Here is a 26,064-nt window from a genome sequence, read left to right as displayed (position 1 = left end):
TCCTCCCCCGCCCGGCTTTCGCGCTGATTCACGGAAAGCGTGGCCATTCGACGTCGAATGGCCACGCTTTCCGTGAATCAGCGGCCGGGGTGCGGGGGGTGGGGTGGGGTGGGGAGGTAGGCGACGTCCGGGTCGAGCAGGGCGGTCCAAGGAGGCCGGAACTCGGCGGCCCGGGACCGCATCTCGGTGCGCAGGTGGGACAGCCACGGGCCGCTGTCCCGGGGCCCCATCCAGTCCGGCCAGGAGTCGTAACGACGCTCGACGGAGAAACCGTCAGACGTGGTCGTCACCCGCAGGAAGATCCAGCGCCCGTGCCGGGCATCGGCCTCGGCCGCCCGGAGTTCCCCGACCAGCGTGAAGAGGTCCCGGAAACCGTCCCCGGGCCGGTCCACCGGGCAGCACTCGCCCGGAAGCTGGCGCATCGCGCCGTCCAGCGCCTCCACGACCACCGCGGACCGGCCGTCCGCGCCCGGCGCCCGGACGCGCGCCCAGTCCACCAGCGCCGCCAGTGCCCCGGTACCGGCCGGCTCCGGGCGGGGCAGCTCGTCCGCCTCGCCCATGGCCGCCCAGACCAGCCGTTCGTGCTGCGTCTCACTGAGCTTCCGGACCCGTCGGTGCGGCACCTCGGCATTCGCCGGCACGACCGGTACGACAGTGCCGGCTGTGAGACCGGCCCGCGCGGCCGAGGCGAGGGCGGCGTCCAGGTCGACCGGAACGGACCGGACCCGCCCGAGCAGACCGGTGAGCGCAGCCGCGTCGACCGCGTGGCCGGCCGCGGCGGCGAGCAGTCGGTCGGCGTGGGTCGCCACGTCCGCCCGTTCCGCCTCGCCGTCGACGTCGTGCCCGGCCCACTCGAAGACCACCTCCGCCAGTTCCCGGCGGGCGCGGTCGGCGTCGAGGACGGCGCCGACGGTCTGCGGGAGGCCGTCGGCGACCCGGTCCGGGTAACGGACCCGGCGCCAGTCGCCGTGCTCGTGCCAGTAGACGTAGCCGAGCTGGTCGTCGTCGGCGTGCCGGACCAGTTCCGCCCAGGGCAGCCAGGCGGGCGCGCCGGCGAGCAGGTCGATCGGGGGACTCGCGTCCACCGTGTCGCTGTACTCGTGGTCGTAGCCGAACAGCACCGCCCGGTCGTCGGCGACGAGGACCAACCGCCCCCAGTTGCCCCCGTGGTCGTCGTGGTGGGCCCCGTCGGCGTCGATCCACCAGACGTCGTCGTGGCCGAGCGCGGCGAGCGTCGCGCCGAGCACCCCCCACCGGCCCCACAGCACGGCCGGACCCGCGAGGTCCATGGTCGTCCGCTCCGTCACGGGGACGCCGTCAGCCGGCCGCCGGGAGCACCTTGGCGACCAGCTTGGCCAGCTCCCGCAGCGCCTTGCCACGGTGGCTGATCGCGTCCTTCTCCGCCGGCGTCAGCTCGGCGTTGGTCCGCTCCTGCCCGTCGCCGAGGAAGATCGGGTCGTAGCCGAACCCGCCCTCGCCGCGCGGCGCGCGCAACAGCCGGCCCGGCTGCCGGCCGTCGACCAGGTGCTCCTTGCCGCCGGGCAGCACCAGCGCCACCGTGCAGACGAAGGCCGCGCCCCGGTGCTCGTCCGGCACGTCGCCCACCTGGTCCAGCAGGAGCTGGAGGTTGGCCCGGTCGTCGCCGTGCCGACCGGACCAGCGGGCGCTGAACACGCCGGGCATGCCGTTGAGCGCGTCCACCGCGATGCCCGAATCGTCGGCGATGGTCGGCAGGCCGGTGCGCCGGCAGCCCTCCCGCGCCTTGATCAGCGCGTTCTCGCCGAACGTCAGGCCGGTCTCCGGCAGCTCCGGGTATTCCGGCACGTCGTCCAGGCCGACCAGGGCGACCCGGTGGGCGCCGAGCGCGCCGTCCAGGATCCGCTGCAACTCGACGAGCTTCTTGCGGTTACGGGTGGCCAGCAGCACCTTGTTGTCGGTCACAGGTTCAGCGCCTTCCGCTGTGCGTCGGCCAGTTCCAGACAACCCGCCACGCCCAGGTCGAGCAGCGCGTCGAGCTGGTCGCGGGCGAAGACACCCGCCTCGCCCGTCCCCTGCACCTCGACGAAGTCGCCGGCGCCGGTGCAGACCACGTTCATGTCCACCTCGGCGGTCACGTCCTCGGCGTAGCAGAGATCGAGCATCGGCTCGCCGCCGATCACGCCGACGCTGACCGCGGACACCGACCGGTGCATCACCTTCTCCACCTTGCCGGTCAGCGACTTGCGCTCGGCCAGCCAGGTCACCGCGTCGTACAGCGCGACGTACGCGCCGGTGATCGCGGCGGTGCGGGTGCCGCCGTCGGCCTGGAGCACGTCGCAGTCGAGCACCACGGAGTTCTCGCCCAACGCCTTGAGGTCGACGCAGGCGCGCAGGCTGCGACCGATCAGCCGGGAGATCTCGTGGGTGCGACCGCCGACCTTCCCGCGGACGCTCTCCCGGTCGGAGCGGGTGTTGGTGGCCCTCGGCAGCATCGCGTACTCGGCGGTCACCCAGCCCAGCCCGGAACCCTTGCGCCAGCGGGGCACCCCCTCGGTGACGCTGGCCGTGCAGAGCACCCGCGTCGCGCCGAACTCGACGAGCACCGAGCCCTCCGGGTGGGTGCTCCAGCCCCGGGTCAGGGTCACCGGTCGGAGTTGGTCGGGTCGCCGCCCGTCAGGTCGCGCCATGCCTGCACCCTATGCGGTGCGCCGATCGCGCCGCCTGCCGGTGCCCGCGTGTGCTCAGACGTCGTAGCCGGCGCCCGCCCGGACCACCTCGATCGGCCCGGCGTACGTCCCGGCCGCCGACTCGACGGTGTGCGACTCGCTGCCCCACGCGGGAACGAGGTGGGTGAGCAACAGCCGGCCCACCCCCGCCTTGGTGGCCGCCTCACCGGCCTCCCGGCCGGTCAGGTGCAGGTCCGGCGGATTGTCCACGCCGTCCAGGTAGCTGGCCTCGCAGAGGAACACGTCGGCGTCCTGGGCCAGGCGCAGCAGCGCCTCGCAGGGCGCCGTGTCGGCGGAGTAGCAGAACACCCGGCCACCGTGCTCCAGCCGCACCCCGTACGTCTCGACCGGGTGGTTCATCCGGTCGACGGTGACGGTGAACGGGCCGATCGGGAACGTGCCCGGCTGGAGGCTGTAGAACTGGTAGACGTCCTCCACCGTGCCCTCCTCCTGCCCGTACGCGCTGGCCAGCCGGTCGGGCGCCCCGGAGGGCGCGTACATCGGCAGGGGCGGGTAGGGGCCGTCCGGGGCGTACCGGCGCACCACCACGTAGTTCACCGCGTCGAACATGTGGTCGCAGTGCAGGTGGGTGAGGAGGATGGCGTCCGGGGCGTGCAGCCCGACGTAACGCTGGAGCGTGGAGAGCGAACCCGCGCCGAAGTCGATCAGGAGCCGGAACCCGTCGGCCTCCATCAGGTAGGCGGAGCAGGGCGATTCGGGGCCCGGGAAGCTGCCCGCACAGCCGAGGACGGTCAGTCGCATCCGGTTGCCTCGATCTCACCGTGGGTAGTCGGTGCGTCGGCAGCCGCCCCGCCGTTGATCTCCACCGACGCGCTCGCCACGCTGCGCAGCCTACGCGGCGGCCGGTCGGGCAAGAATCATCTACCGGAAGTTGTCATCAACGTGACACCCATACGCGTCCAGGATCCGGGAGATCGCGGCGATCCGGCCGGTGTGTCCCCACCGACCGGACCGCCACCGGGCCGTCAGGCCCAGAGTTGGCCGTCCAGCGCGTCCTCGGCGTCCGCGAGCGTGCCGCCGTACGCCCCGGTGGACAGATATTTCCAGCCGCCGTCGCAGACCACGAACGCCACGTCGGCGCGGCGGCCCGCCTTGACCGCCTCGTGCGCCACGGCGAGCGCGGCGTGCAGGATCGCGCCGGTGGAGAAGCCGGCGAAGACCCCCTCCACCTCGACGAGCTGCCGGGTCCGCAGCACCGCGTCCCGGGTGCCCACCGAGAAGCGCCGGGACAGCACCCCGGCGTCGTACAGCTCGGGCACGTAGCCCTCGTCGATGTTGCGCAGGCCGTAGACCAGCTCGCCGTAGCGCGGCTCGGCCGCCACGATCTGGATCCCGTCGACCTTCTCCCGCAGGTAGCGGCCGGTGCCCATGAGCGTGCCGGTGGTGCCCAGCCCGGCCACGAAGTGGGTGATGCCCGGCAGGTCGTGCAACAGCTCCGGCCCGGTCGTCTCGTAGTGCGCCCGGGCGTTCGCCTCGTTGCCGTACTGGTAGAGCATCACCCAGTCCGGGTGCTCGGCCGCGATCTGCTTGGCGGTGGCGACGGCCTGGTTCGAGCCGCCGGCGGCCGGCGAGAAGATGATCTCCGCGCCGTACATCCGGAGCAGCTGCACCCGCTCGGTGGAGACGTTCTCCGGCATCACGCAGACCAGCCGGTAGCCGCGCAGCTTCGCCACCATGGCCAGCGAGATGCCGGTGTTGCCGCTGGTCGGCTCCAGGATCGTGTCGCCGGGACGGAGCCGGCCGGCCTCCTCGGCCGCGCGGACCATGAACAGGGCCGCGCGGTCCTTGATGCTGCCGGTCGGGTTCCGGTCCTCCAGCTTGGCCCAGAGCCGCACCGGCGGCGCCCCGTCGGGCACTGTCGGGGAGAGCCGGGGCAGGCCGACCAGCGGCGTGCCCCCGGAGGCGTCGAGCAGGCTGTCGTACCGCGCCATGGCGGGCCGCCTAGCGGACGGCGACGGCGCGCGCGGACCTCGCGTGCGAGGCGGTCGCCGCCGTCGCGGCGCTGTGCGACGCGATCGCCGCCGCGGCGGCGAAGCCGAACGCGCCGCCGGCCACGGCCGGCAGGATGGTCACGCTGTCGCCGTCGTTGAGCTTCGCGTCCAGCGCGCCGAGGAAACGGACGTCCTCGTCGTTGACGTAGACGTTGACGAACCGGTGCAACGCGCCGGCGTCGGTGACCAGCCGGCCCCGCAGGCCGGCGTGCCGGGAGTCCAGGTCGGTGAGCAGGTCGGCGAGCGTGTCGCCACTGCCCTCGACGATCTTCGCGCCGCCGGTGTAGCTGCGCAGGATGGTGGGGATGCGAACCTCGATGGCCATGGTGTCTCGTGCTCCTCGTTCAGGGTCGTGCCAGGTGACGGACGGGAAAGGGCATGCCGGCGCTGGGGATCAGCGGCCGGAACACTCGTAGTCGACCGTCGCCGGGCTCTGCCCGAACATGTAGGACTGGACGGCGTTCGGGTCCACGGCGGCGTCCACGATCTCGACCGGCTCCTCGGTGACCACCCCGTCGACGATCCGGAAGGAACGGATCTCCTCGGTGTCGGGCTCACGGGTGGAGACGAGCAGGTAGTGCGCACCCGGCTCGCCGGCGAAGGAGACGTCCGTGCGGGACGGGTAGGCCTCCGTCGCGGTGTGCGAGTGGTAGATGACGACCGGCTCCTCGTCGCGGTCGTCCATCTCCCGCCAGACCCGCAACTGCTCCATCGAGTCGAACTCGTAGAACGTCATCGAACGGGCGGCGTTGTCCATCGGGATGTGCCGGGTCGGGGTGTCGCTGCCGGCGGGACCGGCGACCACGCCACACGCCTCGTCCGGGTGGTCCCGGCGCGCGTGGGCCACGATCGCGTCGATGATCGACCGGTCGATGCTCAGCACGTCGACCAGCCTAGCGCCTGGCCGCCCCGGGCGGCGAGGTGGCCGCCGTCACCACTCAGTCGATGAGCGCGTTGAGCAGGGACTCCTGGAGATATCCGAGATAGGCGTAGACCGACAGTTGGAACACCCGGGACGAGGCCGGGTCCGCGGCGACCGCGTCGTCCAGCTCCTCACCCAGGTCGGTGCCGTCCTTGATCTCCAGCCGGACGCCCATCGCCAGCCGGGCGTCGTTGAGCGCCCGCAGCCACGCCTCGGCCGCCTCGGCGTCCAGCCGCACCTCGCCGCCCGCGTCGCCGTCGGGCAACGCGGCGAGGATCGCGCCGGCCTGGTCGATCTTCGCGGTCTTCAGGTCACCCTCGGTGTAGCGGCGGAACTCGGCGGTGCCGGCGTCGTCGTCCGGGTAGACCTCCGGGAAGAGCCGGCCCACCACCGGGTCGCCGTGGTCGAAGCCGTCGGTGAGCAGCCCGACCACCTCGGAGGCGACCTTGCGCAGCACCCGCACCTCGTCCACCGCGAAACTGGCCACGTAGCTGTCGCCCCGGCGACGGAACATGCTCACGACGCCGTCCCTGTTCGCGACTGCGGGGCTCGCAACACCGGCTCACTCCTCGCGCTCACGACGCCGTCCCTGTTCGCGACTGCGGGGCTCGCAACACCGGCTCACTCCTCGCGCTCACGACCGGTCCACCGTCGCCCACAGCCCGTACGCGTGCAGCTGCGCCGCATCGTGCTCCATGCGTTCTCGGGCCCCGCTGGAGACCACCGCCTTGCCCTTGTGGTGCACGTCCAGCATGAGCTGCTCCGCCTTCTCCCTGCTGTACCCGAACAGCTTCTGGAACACCCAGGTCACGTACGTCATCAGGTTGACCGGATCGTCCCAGACGATGGTCACCCATGGCCGGTCGGAGACCGGCACCTCTGTGGTGTCCGGCGTCTCGACCGGCGCAACCTGTGGAGCCGCCATGCCCCCCATCGTGCCACCGGATCCGCCGAACCGATGAACCGGAACGGCGCGGCGGTCGGGATCGCCCGCCCGGACGGCGGGCGCGGGCCCGGCGACCCCGGCCTCAGGCGAGCAGGATGCCGTGGTCGACAGCATCGGCGAGCACCCCACCCAGCGAGAGACGGATCACCTCGAAGCGACGGGACACCTCGCGGGACAGTTCGAGTTCCACCTCGCGCAGGGCGCGCTGGGCCCAGGACCGGGCCGCGTTCGGATCGTCGTTGCCCGGCGCGCGCCAGTGCTGCCAGCAGCCGCCGTTGAGCGCCACGCCGACCGGCGGGAGCGCCTCGTCGCGTGCCGCGCCGGGCAGCCCGGCCAGCGCGTCCAGGGCGCCGACGCCGGCCAACGAGGCCACCCCGGCGGTGCTGGTGACCAGGAGCACCCGGTCCAGCTCCCGGCCGTCGGGATGGTCGGCGAGGCCCCAGCGCACCGCGCGGGTGATCCGCCGGCGTACGCCTTCGGCGAGCGGCGCGCCGAAGACCCGGGCGGCGGCGTCGTCGACCATGCCGCGCACCGCCTCGTCGCACTGCGCGGTGGCGAGCAGGGACAGCGCCTCCAGCTCACGGTCGAGCAACGGCGGCAGGCCGGCGCAGCCGACCCCGAAGACGATCTCCTGGACCACCCGGAGATGGATGTTGGCCAGTTCCAGCGCGAGGTGCTGGCGGATCCGCTGGGCGCAGGAGCGGACCTGGCGGTCGAGCCGATCGGCCAGCTCGACCGGCTCGATGCCGGCCAGCACCGGCACCCGGCCGTGCGCGCCGGGTGGTTCGGGCGGCCGGGCGCTGGCCCGCCGCAGCCCTTCGACGGCGGCCCAGCCGACCAACGCCCGGCGCAGGTTCGGCAGCTCGGTGCGGCGGGCCGGGAACCACCGGGCCCGGGCGAGCGCGGGCACCGCGGCCAGCAGCACCGCCCGGTGGGCCTCGATGGAGACCGCCACCGGGTCGAGCGGGCCGGCGGGGCCGGGCGGGCCGGCGGGGCCGGGCGACGGCACGGACGCCCCCGTGCCCTCCGCCGTCGCGCCGTCCGCCGGCACCGCCCAGCCGGTCCCGCCGGGAGTGACGACGAAGAACACCTCGACCGACGCCCGCGCCACCTCGGTCAGCAGGTGCAGCTCGGCGGCGCTGAACGCCTGGTCGGCGGCGATCACGAAGAGCAGCGCGCCGGCGCGGCCCACGGCGTCCCGCAGCACCCGGCCACCGGCCACCCCCAGCGCGGCGGTGTCCGGCGTGTCGAGCACCGCGAAGTGCCGCAGCAGCGGGTCGGGCAGGCTGAGCTCGACCCGGCGCGGCGGCCGGGCCAGCGCGGGACCGGTGGCGAGCGGGTCGGCGCCGTACGCGAGCGGATGGCGGTAGCCCGGGACACCGGCCGCCCGGGTGGCGACCTTGGCGTGGTTGACGAGCAGGTGGCTGCCGACGGGCACGGCCAGCGTCCCGGCCGGCACCCCGAGCAGACCGGCGACCAGCTCGCGCCGACCGGCGCCGGCCGGACCGGCCGCGACCACGGCGAGCGGCTCGTCCGGGCCCGGTGCGGTCACGCCGAGGCGGGTCGGGAGCGCGGCGCATCGCGGCGGCTCGGCCCGGTCGCCCGGATCGGGCACGTCGACCGAAGGGAGTGGACCCGGCTTCATCAGACGGCCTCCCGGTGAGGCGGCCGGGCGCGGCCCGGTCGCGGGAACTGTCCCCGGCGGGGATGTCGGAAGAGTACGGGTGTCGGCCATCCGACACCGCACACATCCGGTACTCACGCGTAATTGCCAGATTACTCAACTTCACTGCGTGACGGCGTGCGCGCGGAGGGCATTCCATCGATATGCTGCCTCGATGACCAGGTGGGGGTTCGTCGGCCGAGCGGATGAACTTCACCGGCTGTCGTCAACGATCGGCGGTCCGGACGGGCGCGGTCTGCTCTTCAGCGGCGACGCCGGGGTGGGCAAGAGCCGCCTGCTGCGGGAGGGGGTGGCCGCGCTCTCCCCGGAGCGCTTCGCGATCTGGTCGGTCGCGGCCAGCGCCACCACCGCCGCGCTGCCGTTCGGCGGGCTGGTCCAGGTGCTCCCCGCCGCGCAACCGCAGGGCCTCTCCCCCGCCGGCATCCTGCGCTGGGCGGTGGATCTGCTCCAGGAACAGGCCGCGGGCCGCCCCATCGTGCTGGCCATCGACGACGCGCATCTGCTCGACCCGCCCTCGGCGGCGCTGGTGCACCTGGTCGCCCGCTCGGAGAACGCCACCGTGATCGGGACGCTGCGCAACGGCGAGCAGATCCCGTTGCCGATCCGCGCGCTCTGGACCGACGACCTGGTCGACCTGGTCGAGCTGGGCCCGCTCGGCCGCAGCGAAACCACCGGCCTGCTCGCCGCGATCCTCGGCGGCCCGGTCGACGCCGGCTCCTCCGACCGACTGTTCCGGCTCTCCGCCGGCAACCCGCTGCTGCTGCGCGAGTTGGTGCTGGCCGCCGGCGACGAGCTCGACCGCAGGTACGGGATCTGGCGGTGGACCGGCCGGCTGGAGCTGGCACCCAGCCTCACCGATCTGATCGACACCCGCATCGGCCGGCTGACCCCGGGCGTCCGGGCGGTGGTGGAGCTGGTCGCCTTCGGCGAGCCGCTGGGCCTGCACCTGCTGGAACGGGCGGTCGAGCCGGCGGACGTGGAGGCCGCCGAGGAGCGCGGGCTCATCGCCATGGTCCGCGACGACCGGCGGCTCAACGTCCGGCTGGCCCATCCGCTCTACGGCGAGGTGATGCGCCGGCACTGCCCGGTCAGCCGCACCCGCCGGCTCCAGGCCACCCTGGCCGAGCTGCTGGAACAGGTCGGCAAGCGCCGCCGCGACGATCTGCTGCGGGTCGCGGTGTGGCGGCTCGACTCGGGTACGGCGCAGAACGTGACGCTGCTGCTCGACGCCGCGGTGCAGGCGTTCGGCCGGTACGACGTGCCGCTGGCCACCCGGCTGGCCCGGGCCGCGTTGGAGGCCGGCGGCGGCACGGACGCCGCGGAACTGCTCGCCACCATCCTCATGTTCGGCGACCGGCCGGAGGAGGCGATCCGGGTGCTCGACCAGGTCGCCGGCGAGATCCACGACGACCGGCGGCGCAGCCGCTGGCTGACCGTCCGGGGCATGGTGAGCTACTGGGGGCTCAACCGGGAGTCCACGGTGGAGGAGATCGCCGCCCGCGGCGCTGAGCTGGCCGATCCCGCCGACCGGGCCCGGGTCCGCGCCTTCGAGGCCATCATGCGGCTGCACCGGCTGGACGTCGACGTCGCGGTACGGCTGGCCCAGGAGGTGCTGGACCGCCCCGCCGCGCCGATGGCGGCCCGGGAGCTGGCCCGCTGCACGCTGGCCCACCTCCAGGCCGCGCAGGGGCAGTACCGTCGCAGCGCCACCGCGATCGCCCGGGTGCAGGCCGAGGCGGCGTGCTGGCGCTCCGACATGCCCTACCTCCAGCTCGCCATGGAACTGGCCCGGGGCACCCGGCTGGCGCTCTCCGGCGACCTGGCCGGTATCGACGCGATCGTCGCCGACGAGTTCGCCGATCTCGCCGGTGCCGGCGACTTCCGGCTCGGCAGCGGCTACCTGGCCATCCTCCAGGCGTACGCGGCACGGCTGCGCGGGCGCGGCGGCGACGCGCTCCGGACCAGCCTGGGCGCCTGCGCGGTGCTCACCACCAGCCGGGTCTACGCCGGCCTGGCCCACGCCGAGCGCGCCCAGGCCGCGGCGCTGCGCGGGGACGCGGCGCACGCCGCCGAGGCGATGGCCGAGGCGGACCGCACGCACGCGCCCGGGATGGCGGTCCTCTACCCGTGGCTGGAGCAGGCCCGGGGCGCCGCGCAGGCGGTGGCCGGTGACCTGCCGGGCGCCGTCAAGCACCTCTGCGCGCTGGCCGACCGGTTGCGCGAGGACGGCCTCGCCGGCCACGAGCTGCTCGTCCTGCTCGACCTGGTCCGGCTCGACCAGGCCGCCGCGCCGGTCGGCCCCACCTGCACCGACGGCGGCCGGCGCTCGGTGGCGCAGCGCCTGGCGGAACTCTCCGAACAGATCGACGGCGTGCTGCCGCCGCTGGTCGCCCGGTACGCCCGGGCCGTGCTCGACGGCTCCCCGGAGGATCTGCTCGCGGTCGCCGACGGCTTCGCCGACCGGGAGCTGGTCGTCTACGCCGCCGAGGCGACCGCGATGGCGCTGCACCGGATGCGGGACGCCCGGGCCGGCGTTCCGGGGACGGCCCGGGAACGCCTCGCCGACCTGCTGCGCCGCTGCGACGAGATCTCCACCCCGGCGTTGCGGCTGCTCCGGCCGGCGCTCAGCGACCGCGAGTGGGAGATCGCCCGGCTCGCCGCCACCGGGCTGACCAGCCGCGTGATCGCGGAACGGCTGTTCCTCTCCACCCGCACGGTGGAGAACCACCTGCAACGCGTCTACAGCAAGCTCGGCGTCACCCGCCGTAGCGAGCTGCGGGCCGCGCTGGGTTCGATGCCGGGGCACGACGGCACGGATCCGGCCTGAACTCTAGGCTGGGGCGGTGAGCACCCTTCGCCCCGCGCTGCTGACCGACCACTACGAGCTGACCATGGTCAGCGCCGCGCTTCAGGACGGCACGGCCGACCGACGCTGCGTCTTCGAGGTGTTCAGCCGACGGCTGCCGGCCGGCCGCCGCTATGGGGTGGTCGCCGGCACCGGCCGGCTGATCGAGATGATCCGCGACTTCCGGTTCGACCCGACGGAGATCGACTTCCTGCGCCGGACCGGCGTGGTCGACGACCGCGCCGCGCAGTGGCTGGCCGACTACCGGTTCACCGGCGACGTCGACGGCTACGCCGAGGGCGAGCTGTTCTTCCCGGGCTCACCGATCCTCACCCTGTCCGGCTCGTTCGCCGAGTGCGTGGTGCTGGAGACGCTTGTGCTCTCCGTGCTCAACCACGACTGCGCGGTCGCCGCGGCGGCGGCCCGGATGGTCACCGCCGCCCGGGGCCGGGCGCTGATCGAGATGGGCTCCCGCCGGGCGCACGAGGAGGCCGCGGTGGCCGCCGCGCGGTCGGCGTACCTGGCCGGGTTCCGGTTCACCTCCAACCTGGCCGCCGGGCAGCGCTACGGCATCCCGACCGCCGGCACCGCCGCGCACGCGTTCACGTTGCTGCACGACGACGAGCGGGCCGCGTTCGCGTCCCAGGTCGCCACGCTGGGCAAGGACACCACGCTGCTTGTCGACACGTACGACATCGCGCAGGGCATCCGCAACGCCATCGCGGTGGCCGGGCCGGAACTGCGGGCGGTCCGGATCGACTCGGGTGACCTGACGGTGATCGCCCAGCAGTCCCGTGAGCTGCTCGACTCGCTCGGCGCCACCGAAACGAAGATCATCGTCTCCGGCGACCTGGACGAGTACGCGATCGCCTCGCTCGCCGCCGAGCCGGTCGACATGTACGGCGCCGGCACCGCGGTGGTGACCGGCTCGGGCGCGCCCACCGCCGGCCTGGTCTACAAGCTTGTCGAGGTGGAGGGGCGACCGGTGGTCAAGCGCTCCGAGCACAAGTCCACCATCGGCGGCCGGAAGGTCGCCGTCCGCCGGCACAAGCCGACCGGCACCGCCACCGAGGAGGTCATCGTGCCGCAGGGCGTGCCGGACCGGCAGCCCAACGACCGGCTGCTCCAGCACTCGTACGTGGTGTCCGGCGAGCCGGTGACGCTGCCGACGCTGGACGAGTCCCGGGAACACCTGCGAGAGTGCCTGATCTCCATCCCGTGGGAGGGGCTCAAGCTCTCCGGCGGCGACCCGGCGGTGCCGGTGACCGTCGTACCCGCGACCTGAGAAGGGACCGACCAGATGGCGAACGCGTTGATCATCGTGGACGTGCAGAACGACTTCTGCGAGGGCGGCTCCCTCGCGGTCGGCGGCGGGGCCGGGGTGGCCGGCGGCATCTCCCGGCTGCTCGCCGCCGAACCGGACCGCTGGGACCACGTGGTCGCGACCAAGGACTACCACGTCGACCCGGGCGCGCACTTCGGTGACCCGCCGGACTTCGTCGACTCCTGGCCCCGGCACTGCGTGGTCGGCACGTCCGGCTCCGAGTTCCACCCCGAGCTGGAGACCGGCCGGGTGGAGGCGATCTTCCACAAGGGCGAGCACGCGGCCGCGTACTCCGGTTTCGAGGGGCACGCGCCCGACGGCGAGTGCCTGGCCGACTGGCTGCGCCGGCACGACGTGGACCGGGTCGACGTGGTCGGCATCGCCACCGACCACTGCGTCCGCGCGACCGCGCTGGACGCCGCCCGGGAGGGCTTCCGGACCACCGTGCTTCTGGAGCTGACCGCCGCCGTCGCGCCGGGGACGCTCGACGTGGCGTTGCGCGCGCTCGACGGCGCCGGTGTCGCCATGGTCGGTGACCCTGTGATCAAGGCCGCTTGACCAGGTAATCGCTTGCGACTGTCGTACCTCCGGCCCAGGATGGCGCCGGAGGTGCGGCCGTCGTGAACCTGAAGCCCTACCGGGAGGCGCTCGCCCTGCCCGGCCTGCGCTCGCTGCTGCTGGTGTCCGTGTTGGCCCGCATCCCGCTGACCGCGGTCGGGGTGACGCTCACCTTCTACGTGGTGCTCGACCTGGGGCGGGGCTACGGCGCAGCCGGCCTGGTCGGCGCCGCGGCCACAGTCGGCACGGCGATCGGCGCGCCGCTGCTCGGCCGGCTCGTCGACCGCCACGGCCTGCGGCCGGTGCTGCTGCTCTGCACGATCGTCGAGGGCGTGTTCTGGGCCGCCGCGCCCAGCCTCTCCTACCCGGTGCTGCTGCCCGCCGCGTTCCTGGCCGGGCTGCTCGCGCTGCCGGTCTTCTCGGTGGTCCGCCAGTCCATCGCCGCGCTGGTCCCGACGGAGCAACGACGCCCGGCGTACGCGCTGGACTCGATGTCGGTCGAGCTGTCGTTCATGGTGGGCCCCGCGGCCGCGGTGGCGTTGGCGACCACCGTCACGCCGCGCCTCACGCTCTGGGCGGTCGGCGCCGGCATCGTCGCCTCCGGCATCTGCTTCTGGCTGCTGAACCCGCCGACCCGGGGCGTCGACGAGCCGGCCGGCCCACGGCGCGCGGTGCCGCGGCGGGAGTGGCTCACGCCGCGCCTGCTCTCCGTGCTGGCGGTCAGCCTGGCCGCCACGCTGGTGCTGGGCGGCACCGACGTCGCCGTGGTGGCGGTGCTCCGGGCCGGCGGCGAGGTCGGCTGGACCGGCGTGGTGCTGGCCGTCTGGGCGGTCGCCTCGCTGGTGGGCGGCTTCGCCTACGGCGCGGTACGCCGCTCGTTCTCCCCGCTGGCGCTGGTGGCGGCGCTCAGCCTCACCACCATCCCGGTCGGGCTGGGCGGCTCGCACTGGTGGCTGCTCGCCCTGGCGCTGATTCCGACCGGCGCGCTCTGCGCGCCCACCATCGCGGCCACCGCGGACGCGGTCAGCCGGCTTGCTCCGCCCGACGTGCGCGGCCTGGCGATGGGTCTGCACGGCTCCGCCGTCACGGTCGGCATCGCCCTGGGCGCGCCGCTGGCCGGCGCGGTGATCGACGCCTCCGCCCCGGCCTGGGGCTTCGCGGTCACCGGTGCGGTCGGCGTCCTGGTGGCGCTGGTCGTGCTCCCGGTCGAGCTGCGCCACCGCCGCACCGCACCTCCGCCCGCCACCGTCACTCCAGAGCCGGACCGGGCCCCCGCGCTCCCCTGACCGGTGCCGCGTGCGTGCGGCCTGTGCACTGTGGGTGCGGTTGTTGTTGCCATAGCGACGACAGACGCACCCACAGCCGCCGGCCTGCCGGTGATGGCGAGGGCGGTCAGCCGTTTCAGTCGGCCGACAGGTCGGGTCGGTGCTCCCGGACCCACTTCTCGACGTCCGACTTCCGCCAGATCTGGCCCATCTTGAGCACCTGGTACGGGGCGGGGAAGTCACGACGGGAGGCGACCACCGATGCGCGGGCGCGTGAGACGCCACCGAGCATGTCTCGGATCTCGGCGATTCCCACGAACTCGACCACCCCTTGACGGTAGGTATCGCCAGTTGCTCGACGGTCGGTAACAGCGATCGGTGGCCATCGCCGACGCAAACTTCTTGATCAACGGGGACGACGCGAGGGCGGGGCGGGGCGAGGGGAGGGGGAGAGAAAGGCGACGGGCGCCGCGCCCCGGGAGGGGTGCGGCGCCCGTCGCGGGCTGATCGGGTCAGCGCTGGTCGAGGTTCCCGGCGGTGTCCTCCTGGTAGCTGGCGCCACCGTTGACCTCGCTGGTCAGCGGCTTGGCACCACCCTCCGGCGGACCGGCGACGCTCTGCCCGGCGGCCAGCTCGGGGAACTTCGCGTCGAACGCGGGCCGCTCGGAGCGGATCCGCGGCATCCGGTCGAAGTTCCGCAGCGGCGGCGGGCAGGAGGTGGCCCACTCCAGCGAGTTGCCGTGGCCCCACGGGTCGTCGACCTCGACCACCGGGCCGGTCTTGTACGACTTCCAGCAGTTCCAGATGAACGGCAGGGTCGAGATGCCGGTGATGAACGCGCCGATGGTGGAGACCATGTTCAGCGTGGTGAAGCCGTCGTCGGCCTGGTAGTCGGCGTACCGGCGGGGCATGCCCTCGTTGCCCAGCCAGTGCTGCACCAGGAACGTGGTGTGGAAGCCGATCATGGTGAGCCAGAAGTGGATCTTGCCGAGCCGCTCGTCCAGCATCCGGCCGAACATCTTCGGGAACCAGAAGTAGATGCCGCCGAAGACCGCGAACACGATGGTGCCGAAGAGCACGTAGTGGAAGTGCGCCACCACGAAGTACGAGTCGTGCAGGTGGAAGTCGAGCGGCGGGCTGGCCAGCAGCACCCCGGTCAGACCACCGAAGAGGAACGTGACCAGGAAGCCGATCGCGAACAGCATCGGCGTCTCGAACGTGATCTGGCCCCGCCACATGGTGCCGATCCAGTTGAAGAACTTCATGCCGGTGGGCACCGCGATCAGGTAGCTCAGGAAGCTGAAGAACGGCAGCAGCACCTGGCCGGTGGCGAACATGTGGTGCGCCCAGACGCTCATCGACAGCGCGGCGATGGCGACGGTGGCCGCCACCAGGCCCTTGTAACCGAAGATCGGCTTCCGGGAGAAGACCGGGATGATCTCGGTGATGATGCCGAAGAACGGCAGCGCGATGATGTAGACCTCGGGGTGCCCGAAGAACCAGAACAGGTGCTGCCACAGCATCGGGCCGCCGGTCGCCGGGTCGTACACGTGGGCGCCGAGCAGGCGGTCCGCGGCGAGCGCGAACAGCGCGGCGGCCAGCAGCGGGAAGACCAGGATGGCCAGCAGGCTGGTGACCAGCATGTTCCAGGTGAAGATCGGCATCCGGAACATGGTCATGCCGGGCGCGCGCAGGGTCAGGATCGTGGTGATCAGGTTGACCGCGCCGAGGATGGTGCCCAGACCGGAGATGGCCAGACCGACCACCCACATGTTGGCGCCGACGCCCGGGGAGTGCTCGATGGTGCTCAGCGGCGTGTAGGCGGTCCACCCGAAGTCGGCCGCGCCGCCGGGGCTGATGAAGCCCGCGGTGGCCAGCGTGCCGCCGAAGAGGTAGAGCCAGTACGCGAACGCGTTCAGCCGGGGGAACGACACGTCGGGCGCGCCGATCTGCAGCGGCACCACGTAGTTCGCGAAGGCGAACACGATCGGCGTCGCGAAGAACAGCAGCATGATCGTGCCGTGCATGGTGAAGAGCTGGTTGTACTGCTCGGGCGACAGGAACTGCAGCCCCGGTCGCGCCAGCTCGGCGCGCATGATCAGGGCCATCAGGCCACCGATCATGAAGAACGCGAACGCGGTGACCATGTACATGATCCCGATCTGCTTCGCGTCCGTGGTGCGCAGCAGCCGCGCGAGGGCCGACCCCTTGACCGGCTCGCGGACCGGCCAGGGCCGGGTCACGACCGGCTTGGGTGCGACGGTGGTCACGAGTGGCCTCCGGTTCTGGGTTGTCCCGCTCGGCGCGCTGGTCATCGGCGCAGCCGTCATCCGCAAGGAGGATAGTCCCCGGTAGGTGGCCCCGCCGCGTGGGGTGGGCGGCTACGATCTTCGGCGCTTCTACGGTGGGCCGGTGAGAAGCCGGTAGTGCTCGCCGAAGATCCGACCGCCGCGTCCGCGCAGCAACGGGTCGCGCAGCGCCGGCGGCACGTCGCGGGTGCGGTTGCGGTCCCGGGTCCGGTCCCGCACCCAGCGGGTACGCGGCCGACGCCGACTCTCGTACGCGATCAACGCGGCGTCGACGCTGCCGGCGGCCTGGAGCGACTCGGCGAGCACGACCGCGTCCTCCAACGCCATGGCGGTGCCCTGGGAGAGCGTCGGCGCGACGGCGTGAGCGGCGTCACCGACCAGCAGCACCCGGCCGTGGAACCAGCGGCCCAGCTCGACCTCCTCGGTGCGTTCGACGTGCACCGTCTCCAGCGCGGCGAGCACCTCGGGCACCGGGCCGCCGTAGCCGTCGAACAGTTCGTGCAGCCGGGCGAGCGGGTCGGCGGGCAGCGCGGTGCCGGCCTCGTCGGCGTAGCAGTAGAGCCGGCCGGCGCCGAGCGGCACCATCAGGAAGCCGGCCCGCTGGCCGAGCAGGGCGGTCCAGTCGGTGACCGGCGGGCCGTCGCGCACCACAGCACGGTAGACCACCTGCCCGGCGGGGCGGGGCGGACCACCGAGGGCGGCCAGCGTGCGGACCGCGGAGCGGGGCCCGTCCGCGCCGACGACCAGGTCGTACTCGCCGCCGGTGCCATCGGTGAAGCCGACGGTGACGCCGGCGGAGTGGGGGTCGACGGTGCTCACCTCGGCGCCGTGGCGGACCGCGCCGCCGGCGCCGGTGAGCAGCACCCGGTGCAGTTCGGCGCGGGGCAGGGCCCGACACTCCCCCACCCCGGCCCAGAGCGTGTCCAGGTCGACCTCGCACAGCGGCGCGCCGGCGGCGTCGAGGAAGCGCTGCCGGTGGACCACCTCACCGAGTGGTCGCAGCGGCCCGTCCAGGTCGAGCCGGCGCATCGCCCGCGCCGCGTTGCCGGGAAGGTAGAGACCGGTGTCGGTGCGCTCGCCGGGCGGCAGTCGGTCGGTGACGTCCGGCCGGAACCCCGCCAGGCGCAGCGCCCGGGCCACGGCGAGGCCGGCGACGCCCGCGCCGACGACGAGGATGCGCAGGGGAGAACCACCCATCGTGGAGTACGCCTCCGGAGGGGGTCGGAACGCGTTGGAGGCAAGACACTACTCGCTGCGACCGGGCCCACGGAAGTGCCCAACGGCCCTTCCTTGCACTTCTTAACCGGTTCAGTTGCGCATCGATTTCAAACATGTAAATGTGTCCGGGTGAACATGGGAGCGCTCCCGCACGTATCCCTCGACACCACCGGCGCCCCCGCGCCGAACCAAGGAGCATCATGAAGCGTTCACTCCGAGCCATCGCCGCCGCCGGCCTGCTGGCCGCCGGCAGCATCGTCGCCGTCGCGCTCGGCGGCACCGCCTCCGCCGACACCCAGATCTGCGACCAGTACGGCTCCACCACCATCGGTGGTAAGTACGTGGTGCAGAACAACCGCTGGGGCACCAGCGCCCAGCAGTGCATCAACGTCACCTCGACCGGCTTCTCGATCACCCGCGCGGACGGCTCCGCGCCGACCAACGGGGCGCCGGTCTCCTACCCGTCGATCTTCGTGGGCTGCCACTACACCAACTGCTCCCCCGGCACCAACCTGCCGGTGCAGGTGAAGAACATCAGCAGCGCACCGGCCAGCATCAGCTACAACTACGTCAGCGGCGCGATCTACGACGCCGCGTACGACATCTGGCTCGACCCGTCGCCCAAGAAGGACGGCGTCAACCAGATGGAGATCATGATCTGGCTCAACCGGCAGGGCTCGATCCAGCCCATCGGCTCCCCGGTCGGCAACACGAACATCGCCGGCCGGACCTGGGAGGTCTGGCGGGGCAGCAACGGCTCCAACAACGTCATCTCGTACGTGGCGCCGTCCGCCATCCCCAGCTTCAGCTTCGACGCGCTGGCGTTCATCAACGACACCCGCAACCGGGGCGCGATCACCAACGACTGGTACCTGACCAGCATCCAGGCCGGCTTCGAGCCGTGGCAGGGCGGGGTCGGCCTGGCCGTGAACTCGTTCTCCCAGAGCGTCAACACCGGCGGCAGCAACCCGCCGCCCACCTCGACGCCGCCGACCACCACGCCGCCGCCCTCGGGCAGCTCGGCCTGCACCGTGACCTACCGGTCGACGAACGTGTGGAACAACGGCTTCACCGCCGAGGTGACGGTCAAGAACACCGGCAACAGCACGATCAACGGCTGGACGCTCAACTACAACCTGCCCTCCGGGCAGAACGTGACCAGCGCGTGGAACGCCACCGTGTCGCAGAGCGGCTCGGCGGTGACCGCGCGCAACGTCGACTACAACGGCACGCTGGCTCCCGGCGCGTCGACCAACTTCGGCTACCAGGCGACGCTGAACGGCGGCTTCTCCGCGCCGAGCAGCTTCACCCTCAACGGAACCGCCTGCGCCCGAGGCTGATCATCGCGACACGAGGGGGCGCGGTCCGCACCGGACCGCGCCCCCTTCCGCGTACGCGGCGTCAGCCGCCGAGCGCGTCGATGTCGCGCATCTCCTCGGCGGTCAGCGAGAACCCGAACACGTCGGCGTTGGCCCGGATCCGCTCCGGCGTGACCGACTTCGGGATCACCACGATCTCGTGGTCGATGTGCCAGCGCAGCACCACCTGGGCCGGCGAGACGTCGTGCGCCTGGGCGATGCGCACCAGCACCGGGTCGGACAGGTCGCTGGTCTTGAACGGGCTGTAGCCCTCCAGCACCACGCCCCGGTCCCGGTGCGCGGCGTGCGTCTGCCGGTCGTACAGCGACGGGCTCCACCGGATCTGGTTGACCGCGGGCGTCTCCTCGGTGGCCTGGATCAGCTCGTCGAGCTGCGCGGTCGAGTAGTTGCTCACCCCGACGGCGCGGGCCAGGTTCTCGTCCCGGGCGGCCAGCATCTCCCGCCAGACCGGGATGCTGTCGCCGGGCGCGGACGGCGGCCAGTGCACCAGCCACAGGTCGACGTACTCGGTGCCCAGCGCCGCCAGGCTCGCCTCGATGGTCTCCCGCTCCCGGCCCACCCGGTCCGGCGGCAGCTTCGTGGTGATGAACAGGTCCTCGCGGCGCAGCCCGCTCTCGGCGACCGCGCGCCCGACCTCCTTCTCGTTGCCGTACATCGTGGCGGTGTCGAGGTGCCGGTAGCCGGCGTCCAGCGCGGCGAGCACGGCCTGGTAGCCGTCCTCGCCGGTGGCCTGCCAGGTGCCGAAGCCGAGGATCGGGATCCGGACGTCGCCGGGAAGCGGAAGGGTGGGCTGGTCGAGGTCCATGTCGACGGTTCTACCCCGCAACGCCGTCGCCATGCCGGCACGCGCGCCGGGTGTGCCGGAGAATACGGCTGTGGCGGACCGGCTGGAGGAGTACCGGCGGAAGCGGGACGCGGCGCGTACCCCGGAGCCGGTGCCCGAACGGCCCCCGGCGCGGGAGCGGGCCGCGCGGCGCGCGCCCCGCTTCGTCATCCAGCAGCACCACGCCCGCAGCCTGCACTGGGACCTGCGGCTGGAACACGACGGCGTGCTGGCCTCCTGGACGGTGCCGCGCGGCCTGCCCCGCGACCCGGGCCGCAACCACCTCGCCGTGCACACCGAGGACCATCCGATGGAATACCTGACGTTCGCCGGCGAGATACCGGCCGGCGAGTACGGCGGCGGGCGGATGACCGTGCACGACACCGGCACCTACCGCGCCGAGAAGTGGCGCGACGACGAGGTGATCGTGGTGCTCGACGGCGCGCGCACCAAGGGCCGGTACGTCCTGTTCGCCACCGGCGGCCGGGGTCGGGACTGGATGGTCCGCCGCACCGACCCGGCGCCGGCGGGTTGGACGCCGATGCCCGAGCTGGTCCGCCCGATGCGCGCCACCGAGGGCGGCCGGCTGCCGCGCGACGCCGCCGCCTGGGGGTACGAGCCGCGCTGGGCGGGCGTGCGGGCGATGGCGTACGTCTCCGGCGGCCGGCTGCGGCTGCTCGACGGCGACGACACGGAGATCACCGGCGACCATCCCTGGCTGCGGGCCATGGCCGAGGAGCTGGCCCCCACCGAGGTGGTGCTGGACGGGGTGCTGGTGCGCATCGACCCGGCCGGGCGGGTCAAGCCGCCCAGCAAGCGGGACGGTCAGTTCCTCGCCGTCGACCTGCTCTGGCTGGAGGGCGTGTCCAGCCTCGACGTGCCGTACGCGCAACGCCGCGACCTGCTCGACGGTCTGGCGCTCGCCGGCCCGCACTGGCAGACTCCGCCGTGGTTCCCAGGGGTCGGCGCGGACGCCCTGCGGGCCGCCCGCGAGCAGCGGCTCCCCGGAGTGGTGGCGAAGCGCCTCGACTCCCCGTACGAGCCGGGCCGGCGCAGCCGGCACTGGCTGAGCATCGACGCGAGCTGAGGACCACCGTGCACCTGACGCACCTGGAGTGCCCGCGCTGCGGCCTGGAACACCCGGCCGACAAGCTGCAGAACCTGTGCGACTGCGGGTCCCCGCTGCTGGCCCGCTACGACCTGGCCGCGGTGGCCGCCACCGTGACACCGGAGCAGTTCGGGCTCCGCCCGGCCGACCTGTGGCGCTACCGGGAACTGCTGCCGGTGGCCGATCCGCGGTTCGTCACCACGCTGGGCGAGGGCTGGACGCCGATGTGGCACGCCCGGGCGTACGGCCACGAGATCGGCGTGGCGGAGTTGATCGTCAAGGACGAGGGGCTCACCCCGACCGGGTCGTTCAAGGCGCGTGGCGCGGCGGTCGGCGTGAGCCGGGCCCGGGAGCTGGGCGTCGAGCGGATCGCCATGCCGACGAACGGCAACGCGGGCGCGGCCTGGGCGACGTACGCGGCCCGGGCTCAGATGGGCGCGACGATCGCCATGCCGCTGGCCGCGCCGACCATCTGCCGGCAGGAGTGCCTCGCCGCCGGCGCGGACCTGCGGCTGGTCGACGGGCTGATCAACGACGCCGGCCGGGAGATCGCCGCGCTGGTCGCCGGTTCGGGCGGGCAGATCTTCGACGCCGGCACGCTGCGCGAGCCGTACCGCCTCGAGGGCAAGAAGACCATGGGGTACGAGATCGTCGAGCAACTCGGCTGGCAGGTGCCCGACGTCATCATCTACCCCACCGGCGGCGGCGTCGGGCTGATCGGCATCCACAAGGCGCTGCACGAGCTGCGCGAGCTGGGCTGGGTCGAGGACAAGCTGCCCCGGCTGGTGGCCGTGCAGTCCACCGGCTGCGCGCCGATCGTGCGGGCGTTCGCGGCCGGCGAGGCGCGCGCCACGCCGTGGCAGGACGCGCACACGCTCGCGTTCGGCATCACCGTGCCGGCCCCGCTCGGCGACGAGCTGGTGCTGACCGCGTTGCGGGACAGCGCCGGCACCGCGATCGCGGTGGACGACGCGGAGATCGTCGCCGACCTGCGCGACTTCGCCGCCCGGGAGGGGCTGCTGCTCTGCCCGGAGGGCGCGGCCTGCCTGACCGCCGCCCGGCACCTGCGCGCCGGCGGCTGGATCCGCCCCCACGAGCGCGTAGTGGTCCTCAACACCGGCGCCGGCATCAAATACCCCGGCCTGGTGCAAGGCGGGGCCCCTTCTTAACGCTTCAGGTATAGGAGGGGCCCCTTCTTAACGGTCAGGACGTGGGCGGCTCGTCCTCGCCGGCCTCCTCGGCGGCGTCCGCCTCCTCCTTCGTCCTGTGCACCGCGCCGTCGGCGTGCTCCGGCGGGCCGTAGACGGTGTAGAGCACCAACGGGTTCGGCCCGGTGTTGACGAAGTTGTGCTTCGTGCCCGACGGCACCACCACCAGGTCGCCGGCGACGACCTCCTTCTTCTCACCGGCCACCCGCGCCTCACCGGTGCCGCTGACGAACGTGAGGATCTGGTCGATGCCCTCGTGGACCTCCTCGCCGATCTCGCCGCCCGGCGGGATGGTCATGATGACCAGCTGGGTGTGCTCCCCGGTCCAGAGCACGCGGCGGAAGTCGGGACTCTTCTCGGCGACGGTCGCGATCGTGAAATGCTCCATGGCCCGCTCATACCCCGTTCGCGAGCCCACCACGCCGGGACTGGCAGATGGTGGAATCGGGTCGCCGGCCAGGTTTGGATCCGCTCCGGACGGGCATCAGCGGAAGACAAGACCGGTTGCGAGCTGGACCGGTCGAGCCAGGTCCCCGCTGACGTACCGCCGTACGGCTGCGACGGTGGGAGACGGCCAGAGCGCGGCGACGTGACGACCGGACGGTCGTGCGGCGCCGCGCGCTCGTGTCCGGCCCGCTCAGGCGAGCACGGCCAGGTGGAACGGCCGGTCGGCGTGCCCGCTCGCGGCGTGCGTCTCGACGAAGACCGCGTTGGCGATGCCGGCCCGGGGGGCCACCGTGATGACGCCCTGCTGCGCGAGCCCGCCCCCGTTGGCGGGGCCGACGGTCCCGACGTAGGCCGCTCCGGCGACGTCCTGGTCGAAGGCCACCTGGTACATCCCGGCGGCGAGCCGGGTGGCCGAGGTGGCGCCCAGGCCACGGACCAGCGTGCCGTTCGCGTCGACGACGGCGAACAACACCCGGGCGGTCGGCGGCAGCCCGGCCGACGAGCACGAGTCGATCTGCGTGTCGACGTGCGCGGCCTCCCGCACGCTCGGGGTGGGCTGGCCGGTCGCTCCCCTCCTCGATCTGGGGCTGGACATGGTGGTCCTCTCTCCCGCCGGTACGCCGGCAGGAGGCGTTCGTGGTGCGCCGAGCGATCCGCGACGATCACTCTCCTGCTTCTCGAAGCTATGCCGCCCCACCGCCCACCAACCAGCGACAGCACTGTCCGATCTTGGACAGTCGACGGCTCTGAGCTGCGAATACTCAGTCCTCCGGGTCCCGTGTCGGCACTCCGCCCCGGCAGCGCAGCCGCACCTCGTACTCCCGCCCACCGCCCACGAAGCGGACCTCGACGTGGTCGTCGGGCCCCCGGTCGGCGTCCTTCACGAGGTAACCGGGCGCCGGGGACGACGCCACCACGCGGACGCCGCCCGGCCCGCACTCGGCGAGCACGCTGCCGCCGTCCGTCAGGAAGCCCCGCTGGGCGCCGCTCGGCGTCGCGGCGCCGGACCGCGTCCCGGTCGGCGTTGCGACCGGGCTCACGCTCGTCGCGCCACCCGCCCCCGGATCGGGTACGGCGAGCGCGCGGGCGACGTCCTGCTCGGTCCGCACCCCGCCCGCGGTGCCGGTGATGCCCGCGCCGGCCAGGTCGACGGCGGCCAGCCCGACGAGCGTGGCCGCCACGGTCGTGGCCAGCCAGCCGGTGACGACGAGGAGGGTACGGCGATCCATGCTCCGAGTCTGCCCCGCGTCGGGTCGGGGCGGTCGTAGGGCGACGCTAAGGTCCGGTTAACGGAGCCCGTCGCCGGCCCGCCGAACGGCTACCCTCCCTTGCGTGGCGCGCCTGCTGCTCATCGAGGACGACCTGACCATCCGCACTCCGCTGCTGCGCGCCCTCCGGGAGTACGGGCACGCCGTCGCCGCGGCGTCGACCGCCCTGGGCGGGCTGCGTGACGCGCTGGACGACCGGCCCGACCTGGTCGTGCTCGACCTCGGGCTGCCCGATCTGGACGGCGCCGAGCTGCTGCGGATGCTGCGCGCGGTCAGCACGGTGCCGGTCGTGGTGGCGACCGCCCGCGACGACGAGGTGGAGATCGTGCGCCTGCTCGACGCCGGCGCGGACGACTACCTGGTGAAGCCGTTCACCGCCGCGCAACTGGACGCGCGGGTCCGCGCGGTGCTGCGCCGCTCGGCCGGCGGCGACGCGACGGAGGCGGCGCTGGTGCTCGGCGGGCTCCGCATCGACAGGCGGTCCCGGCAGGTCACGCTGGACGGCACGCCGGTCGAGCTGACCCCCCGCGAGTTCGACCTGCTGCACCACCTCGCCGGCCGCCCCGGGCAGGTCGTCACCAAGCGGGAGCTGCTGACCGAGGTGTGGCGGATCCCGTACGGCGGCGCCGACAAGACGGTCGACGTGCACCTGTCCTGGCTGCGCCGCAAGCTCGGCGAGAGCGCCCAGGCGCCCCGCTACCTGCACACGGTGCGCGGCGTGGGGGTACGGCTCGACGTGCCGGAGCAGGGCCGGTGAGGCGCCGGCTGACCCTGCTGGTCGCGGCCGTCGGGGTGCTCGTCATGGTCGCGTTCCTGGTGCCGCTGGCCGTGCTGGTGCGCACCGTCGCCGCGGACCGCGCGACCGCCCGGGCCACCGCCGACGTGCAGCTTCTGGTCACCGTGGTCGGCACCGCCCCGCCGGAGACCGTCCGGCTGACCGTGGACCAGCTCGCCGTCGACACCGGCCGTGGGGTGAGCGTCTTCCTCGCCGACGGCACGGTGCTCGGCGCGCCGGCCCCGCGTACCCCGGCGGTCACGCTGGCCGCCCGGGGGCGGAGCCTGACCGTCGAGTCCGCCGCCGGGCGGGAGGTGGTGGTAGCGGTGCAGGGCCGCCCGGAGGGGACCGGAGTGATCCGTACGCTGGTCCCCCGCGCCGAGCTGACCGCCGGGGTGACCCGCGCCTGGCTGGTGCTGGCGCTGCTCGGCGCGCTGCTCGTGCTGGTCGGCCTGGTGGTCGCCGACCGGCTGGCCGGCACGCTGGTCCGGCCGATCACGGCGCTGTCCGCCGTCTCGCACCGGCTCGCCAACGCGGAACTGGACGCGCGTGTCGCACCGGCCGGGCCGGCCGAGTTGCGCGAGGTGGCGGGCGCGTTGAACCACCTGGCCGAGCGGATCCAGATCCTGCTGCGCGAGGAGCGCGAACAGGTGGCCGACCTGTCCCACCGGCTGCGTACCCCGTTGACGGCGCTGCGGTTGGAGGCCGAGTCGTTGCGCGACCCGGACGACGCGGCTCGGCTGACCGCGGCGGCGGACGGGCTGGAGCGGGCGGTGACCGGGGTGATCCAACGGGCCCGGTGGCGCAGCGGCACGGCGGCCACCGGCGGTGGCTGCGACGCGGCCACAGTGGTCGGCGAGCGGGTGACGTTCTGGTCGGTGCTCGCGGAGGACACCGGCCGGACCGTGACGCTCGACCTCGAGCCCGGCCCGCTACCGGTGCGGCTGAGCGGCGACGAGCTGGCCGCCGCCGTGGACGCGTTGCTGGGCAACGTCTTCGCCCACACACCCGACGGCACCCCGTTCACGGTGCGGCTCGCGGCGGAGCCGGACCGGGTGGCGCTCACCGTGGCCGACGCCGGCCCGGGGCTGCCGCCCGGCCCGGTGCGACGCGGCGCCAGCCGGGCCGGGTCGACCGGGCTCGGTCTGGACATCGCCGAGCGGGCCGCCCGCGCGAGCGGCGGCGGGCTGGAGTTGTCGGCCGCCGCCGGTGGCGGGGCCCGGGTGGTGCTCCGGCTCGGTGCCGCGCCGGCTGCCTGACGGCCCGGG

26 protein-coding genes are annotated in these 26,064 nt (G+C 73.4%); 9 read left to right on the top strand and 17 right to left on the bottom strand.

Annotated elements, in window-relative coordinates:
• Positions 1 to 77 precede the first annotated feature (77 nt).
• From C8054_RS29330 to C8054_RS29285, 10 genes are all read right to left on the bottom strand, one after another.
• Complete coding sequence (locus C8054_RS29330; protein ID WP_107162400.1) at positions 78 to 1,289, bottom strand: hypothetical protein; 1,212 nt, start codon at positions 1,287 to 1,289, stop codon at positions 78 to 80.
• A 28-nt stretch (positions 1,290 to 1,317) separates the two neighbouring features.
• Positions 1,318 to 1,941, bottom strand: coding sequence for an RdgB/HAM1 family non-canonical purine NTP pyrophosphatase (rdgB, locus tag C8054_RS29325; RefSeq protein WP_107162399.1), 624 nt, complete (start codon positions 1,939 to 1,941; stop codon positions 1,318 to 1,320).
• Positions 1,938 to 2,666, bottom strand: a complete 729-nt coding sequence (rph, locus tag C8054_RS29320; protein WP_107162398.1) for a ribonuclease PH — start codon at positions 2,664 to 2,666, stop codon at positions 1,938 to 1,940. The genes rdgB and rph overlap by 4 nt, the downstream gene beginning before the upstream one ends.
• Positions 2,667 to 2,720: 54 nt before the next feature.
• The gene (locus tag C8054_RS29315; RefSeq protein ID WP_107162397.1) at positions 2,721 to 3,467 is read right to left on the bottom strand and encodes an MBL fold metallo-hydrolase; all 747 of its coding nucleotides are present in this window, start codon (positions 3,465 to 3,467) and stop codon (positions 2,721 to 2,723) included.
• A 224-nt stretch (positions 3,468 to 3,691) separates the two neighbouring features.
• Positions 3,692 to 4,657, bottom strand: a complete 966-nt coding sequence (locus tag C8054_RS29310) for a PLP-dependent cysteine synthase family protein (protein WP_107162396.1) — start codon at positions 4,655 to 4,657, stop codon at positions 3,692 to 3,694.
• Positions 4,658 to 4,667: 10 nt separating this feature from the next.
• Positions 4,668 to 5,042, bottom strand: a complete 375-nt coding sequence (locus C8054_RS29305; RefSeq protein ID WP_107162395.1) for a MoaD/ThiS family protein — start codon at positions 5,040 to 5,042, stop codon at positions 4,668 to 4,670.
• Between the two features lie 69 nt (positions 5,043 to 5,111).
• Entirely contained in the window at positions 5,112 to 5,600 is a 489-nt protein-coding gene (locus C8054_RS29300) for a Mov34/MPN/PAD-1 family protein (RefSeq protein ID WP_107162394.1), read from the bottom strand.
• 55 nt (positions 5,601 to 5,655) lie between these two features.
• Complete coding sequence (locus tag C8054_RS29295; protein WP_199199973.1) at positions 5,656 to 6,153, bottom strand: DUF2017 domain-containing protein; 498 nt, start codon at positions 6,151 to 6,153, stop codon at positions 5,656 to 5,658.
• 120 nt (positions 6,154 to 6,273) lie between these two features.
• Positions 6,274 to 6,564, bottom strand: a complete 291-nt coding sequence (gene clpS / locus C8054_RS29290) for an ATP-dependent Clp protease adapter ClpS (RefSeq protein WP_107162392.1) — start codon at positions 6,562 to 6,564, stop codon at positions 6,274 to 6,276.
• 103 nt (positions 6,565 to 6,667) lie between these two features.
• Positions 6,668 to 8,230: a hypothetical protein gene (locus tag C8054_RS29285; protein WP_107162391.1), complete on the bottom strand. Its 1,563-nt coding sequence runs from the start codon at positions 8,228 to 8,230 to the stop codon at positions 6,668 to 6,670.
• A gap of 193 nt (positions 8,231 to 8,423) precedes the next feature.
• Here C8054_RS29285 and C8054_RS33305 point away from each other — a divergent pair, with 193 nt between their 5' ends.
• From C8054_RS33305 to C8054_RS29265, 4 genes are all read left to right on the top strand, one after another.
• Positions 8,424 to 11,096: a LuxR C-terminal-related transcriptional regulator gene (locus tag C8054_RS33305; protein ID WP_107162390.1), complete on the top strand. Its 2,673-nt coding sequence runs from the start codon at positions 8,424 to 8,426 to the stop codon at positions 11,094 to 11,096.
• Between the two features lie 16 nt (positions 11,097 to 11,112).
• Positions 11,113 to 12,399 (top strand): nicotinate phosphoribosyltransferase, encoded by a 1,287-nt coding sequence (locus C8054_RS29275; protein WP_107162389.1) that lies wholly within the window; start codon positions 11,113 to 11,115, stop codon positions 12,397 to 12,399.
• 15 nt (positions 12,400 to 12,414) lie between these two features.
• The gene (locus C8054_RS29270) at positions 12,415 to 12,996 is read left to right on the top strand and encodes an isochorismatase family protein (RefSeq protein WP_107162388.1); all 582 of its coding nucleotides are present in this window, start codon (positions 12,415 to 12,417) and stop codon (positions 12,994 to 12,996) included.
• Between the two features lie 62 nt (positions 12,997 to 13,058).
• On the top strand, positions 13,059 to 14,282 hold the full coding sequence (locus C8054_RS29265) for an MFS transporter (protein WP_107162387.1): 1,224 nt from the start codon (positions 13,059 to 13,061) through the stop codon (positions 14,280 to 14,282).
• 115 nt (positions 14,283 to 14,397) lie between these two features.
• On the opposite strand, the gene C8054_RS29260 is transcribed toward C8054_RS29265, so the two are convergent.
• From C8054_RS29260 to C8054_RS29250, 3 genes are all read right to left on the bottom strand, one after another.
• Positions 14,398 to 14,577, bottom strand: a complete 180-nt coding sequence (locus tag C8054_RS29260) for a hypothetical protein (protein ID WP_107162403.1) — start codon at positions 14,575 to 14,577, stop codon at positions 14,398 to 14,400.
• A gap of 196 nt (positions 14,578 to 14,773) precedes the next feature.
• Positions 14,774 to 16,531 carry a cytochrome c oxidase subunit I gene (gene ctaD / locus C8054_RS29255; RefSeq protein WP_107162386.1) on the bottom strand — a complete coding sequence of 586 codons (1,758 nt, stop codon included), beginning with the start codon at positions 16,529 to 16,531 and terminating at the stop codon, positions 14,774 to 14,776.
• A 129-nt stretch (positions 16,532 to 16,660) separates the two neighbouring features.
• Entirely contained in the window at positions 16,661 to 17,767 is a 1,107-nt protein-coding gene (locus tag C8054_RS29250; RefSeq protein WP_107162385.1) for an FAD-dependent monooxygenase, read from the bottom strand.
• Between the two features lie 221 nt (positions 17,768 to 17,988).
• On the opposite strand from C8054_RS29250, the gene C8054_RS29245 reads away from it, so the two are divergent.
• Positions 17,989 to 19,128 (top strand): cellulose binding domain-containing protein, encoded by a 1,140-nt coding sequence (locus tag C8054_RS29245; RefSeq protein WP_107162384.1) that lies wholly within the window; start codon positions 17,989 to 17,991, stop codon positions 19,126 to 19,128.
• Between the two features lie 61 nt (positions 19,129 to 19,189).
• Here C8054_RS29245 and C8054_RS29240 read toward each other — a convergent pair whose 3' ends face one another.
• A complete protein-coding gene (locus C8054_RS29240) occupies positions 19,190 to 19,972 on the bottom strand; it encodes an aldo/keto reductase (RefSeq protein ID WP_107162383.1) in 783 nt (260 codons plus the stop codon).
• 70 nt (positions 19,973 to 20,042) lie between these two features.
• On the opposite strand from C8054_RS29240, the gene C8054_RS29235 reads away from it, so the two are divergent.
• A complete protein-coding gene (locus tag C8054_RS29235) occupies positions 20,043 to 21,077 on the top strand; it encodes a DNA polymerase ligase N-terminal domain-containing protein (protein ID WP_107162382.1) in 1,035 nt (344 codons plus the stop codon).
• 8 nt (positions 21,078 to 21,085) lie between these two features.
• Complete coding sequence (locus tag C8054_RS29230; RefSeq protein WP_107162381.1) at positions 21,086 to 22,267, top strand: threonine synthase; 1,182 nt, start codon at positions 21,086 to 21,088, stop codon at positions 22,265 to 22,267.
• 34 nt (positions 22,268 to 22,301) lie between these two features.
• Here the strand turns inward: C8054_RS29230 and C8054_RS29225 are convergent, their stop codons facing one another.
• The 3 genes from C8054_RS29225 to C8054_RS29215 all read right to left on the bottom strand — a co-directional run bounded on the left by C8054_RS29225 (position 22,302) and on the right by C8054_RS29215 (position 23,982).
• On the bottom strand, positions 22,302 to 22,694 hold the full coding sequence (locus tag C8054_RS29225; protein WP_107162380.1) for a cupin domain-containing protein: 393 nt from the start codon (positions 22,692 to 22,694) through the stop codon (positions 22,302 to 22,304).
• 249 nt (positions 22,695 to 22,943) lie between these two features.
• Positions 22,944 to 23,348, bottom strand: coding sequence for a hypothetical protein (locus C8054_RS29220; RefSeq protein ID WP_107162379.1), 405 nt, complete (start codon positions 23,346 to 23,348; stop codon positions 22,944 to 22,946).
• A gap of 166 nt (positions 23,349 to 23,514) precedes the next feature.
• Entirely contained in the window at positions 23,515 to 23,982 is a 468-nt protein-coding gene (locus tag C8054_RS29215) for a septum formation initiator (protein ID WP_107162378.1), read from the bottom strand.
• A 103-nt stretch (positions 23,983 to 24,085) separates the two neighbouring features.
• Here C8054_RS29215 and C8054_RS29210 point away from each other — a divergent pair, with 103 nt between their 5' ends.
• Positions 24,086 to 24,778, top strand: a complete 693-nt coding sequence (locus C8054_RS29210; protein WP_107162377.1) for a response regulator transcription factor — start codon at positions 24,086 to 24,088, stop codon at positions 24,776 to 24,778.
• On the top strand, positions 24,775 to 26,055 hold the full coding sequence (locus C8054_RS29205) for a HAMP domain-containing sensor histidine kinase (RefSeq protein ID WP_107162376.1): 1,281 nt from the start codon (positions 24,775 to 24,777) through the stop codon (positions 26,053 to 26,055). The genes C8054_RS29210 and C8054_RS29205 overlap by 4 nt, the downstream gene beginning before the upstream one ends.
• Positions 26,056 to 26,064: the final 9 nt, after the last annotated feature.

Origin of the sequence: Micromonospora sp. RP3T, from assembly GCF_003027925.1 — a bacterium.
Taxonomy (GTDB): Bacteria; Actinomycetota; Actinomycetes; order Mycobacteriales; family Micromonosporaceae; genus Micromonospora.
Note: the sequence above shows the minus strand (reverse complement) of the source record. Positions and strands in the feature narration are given on the sequence as shown.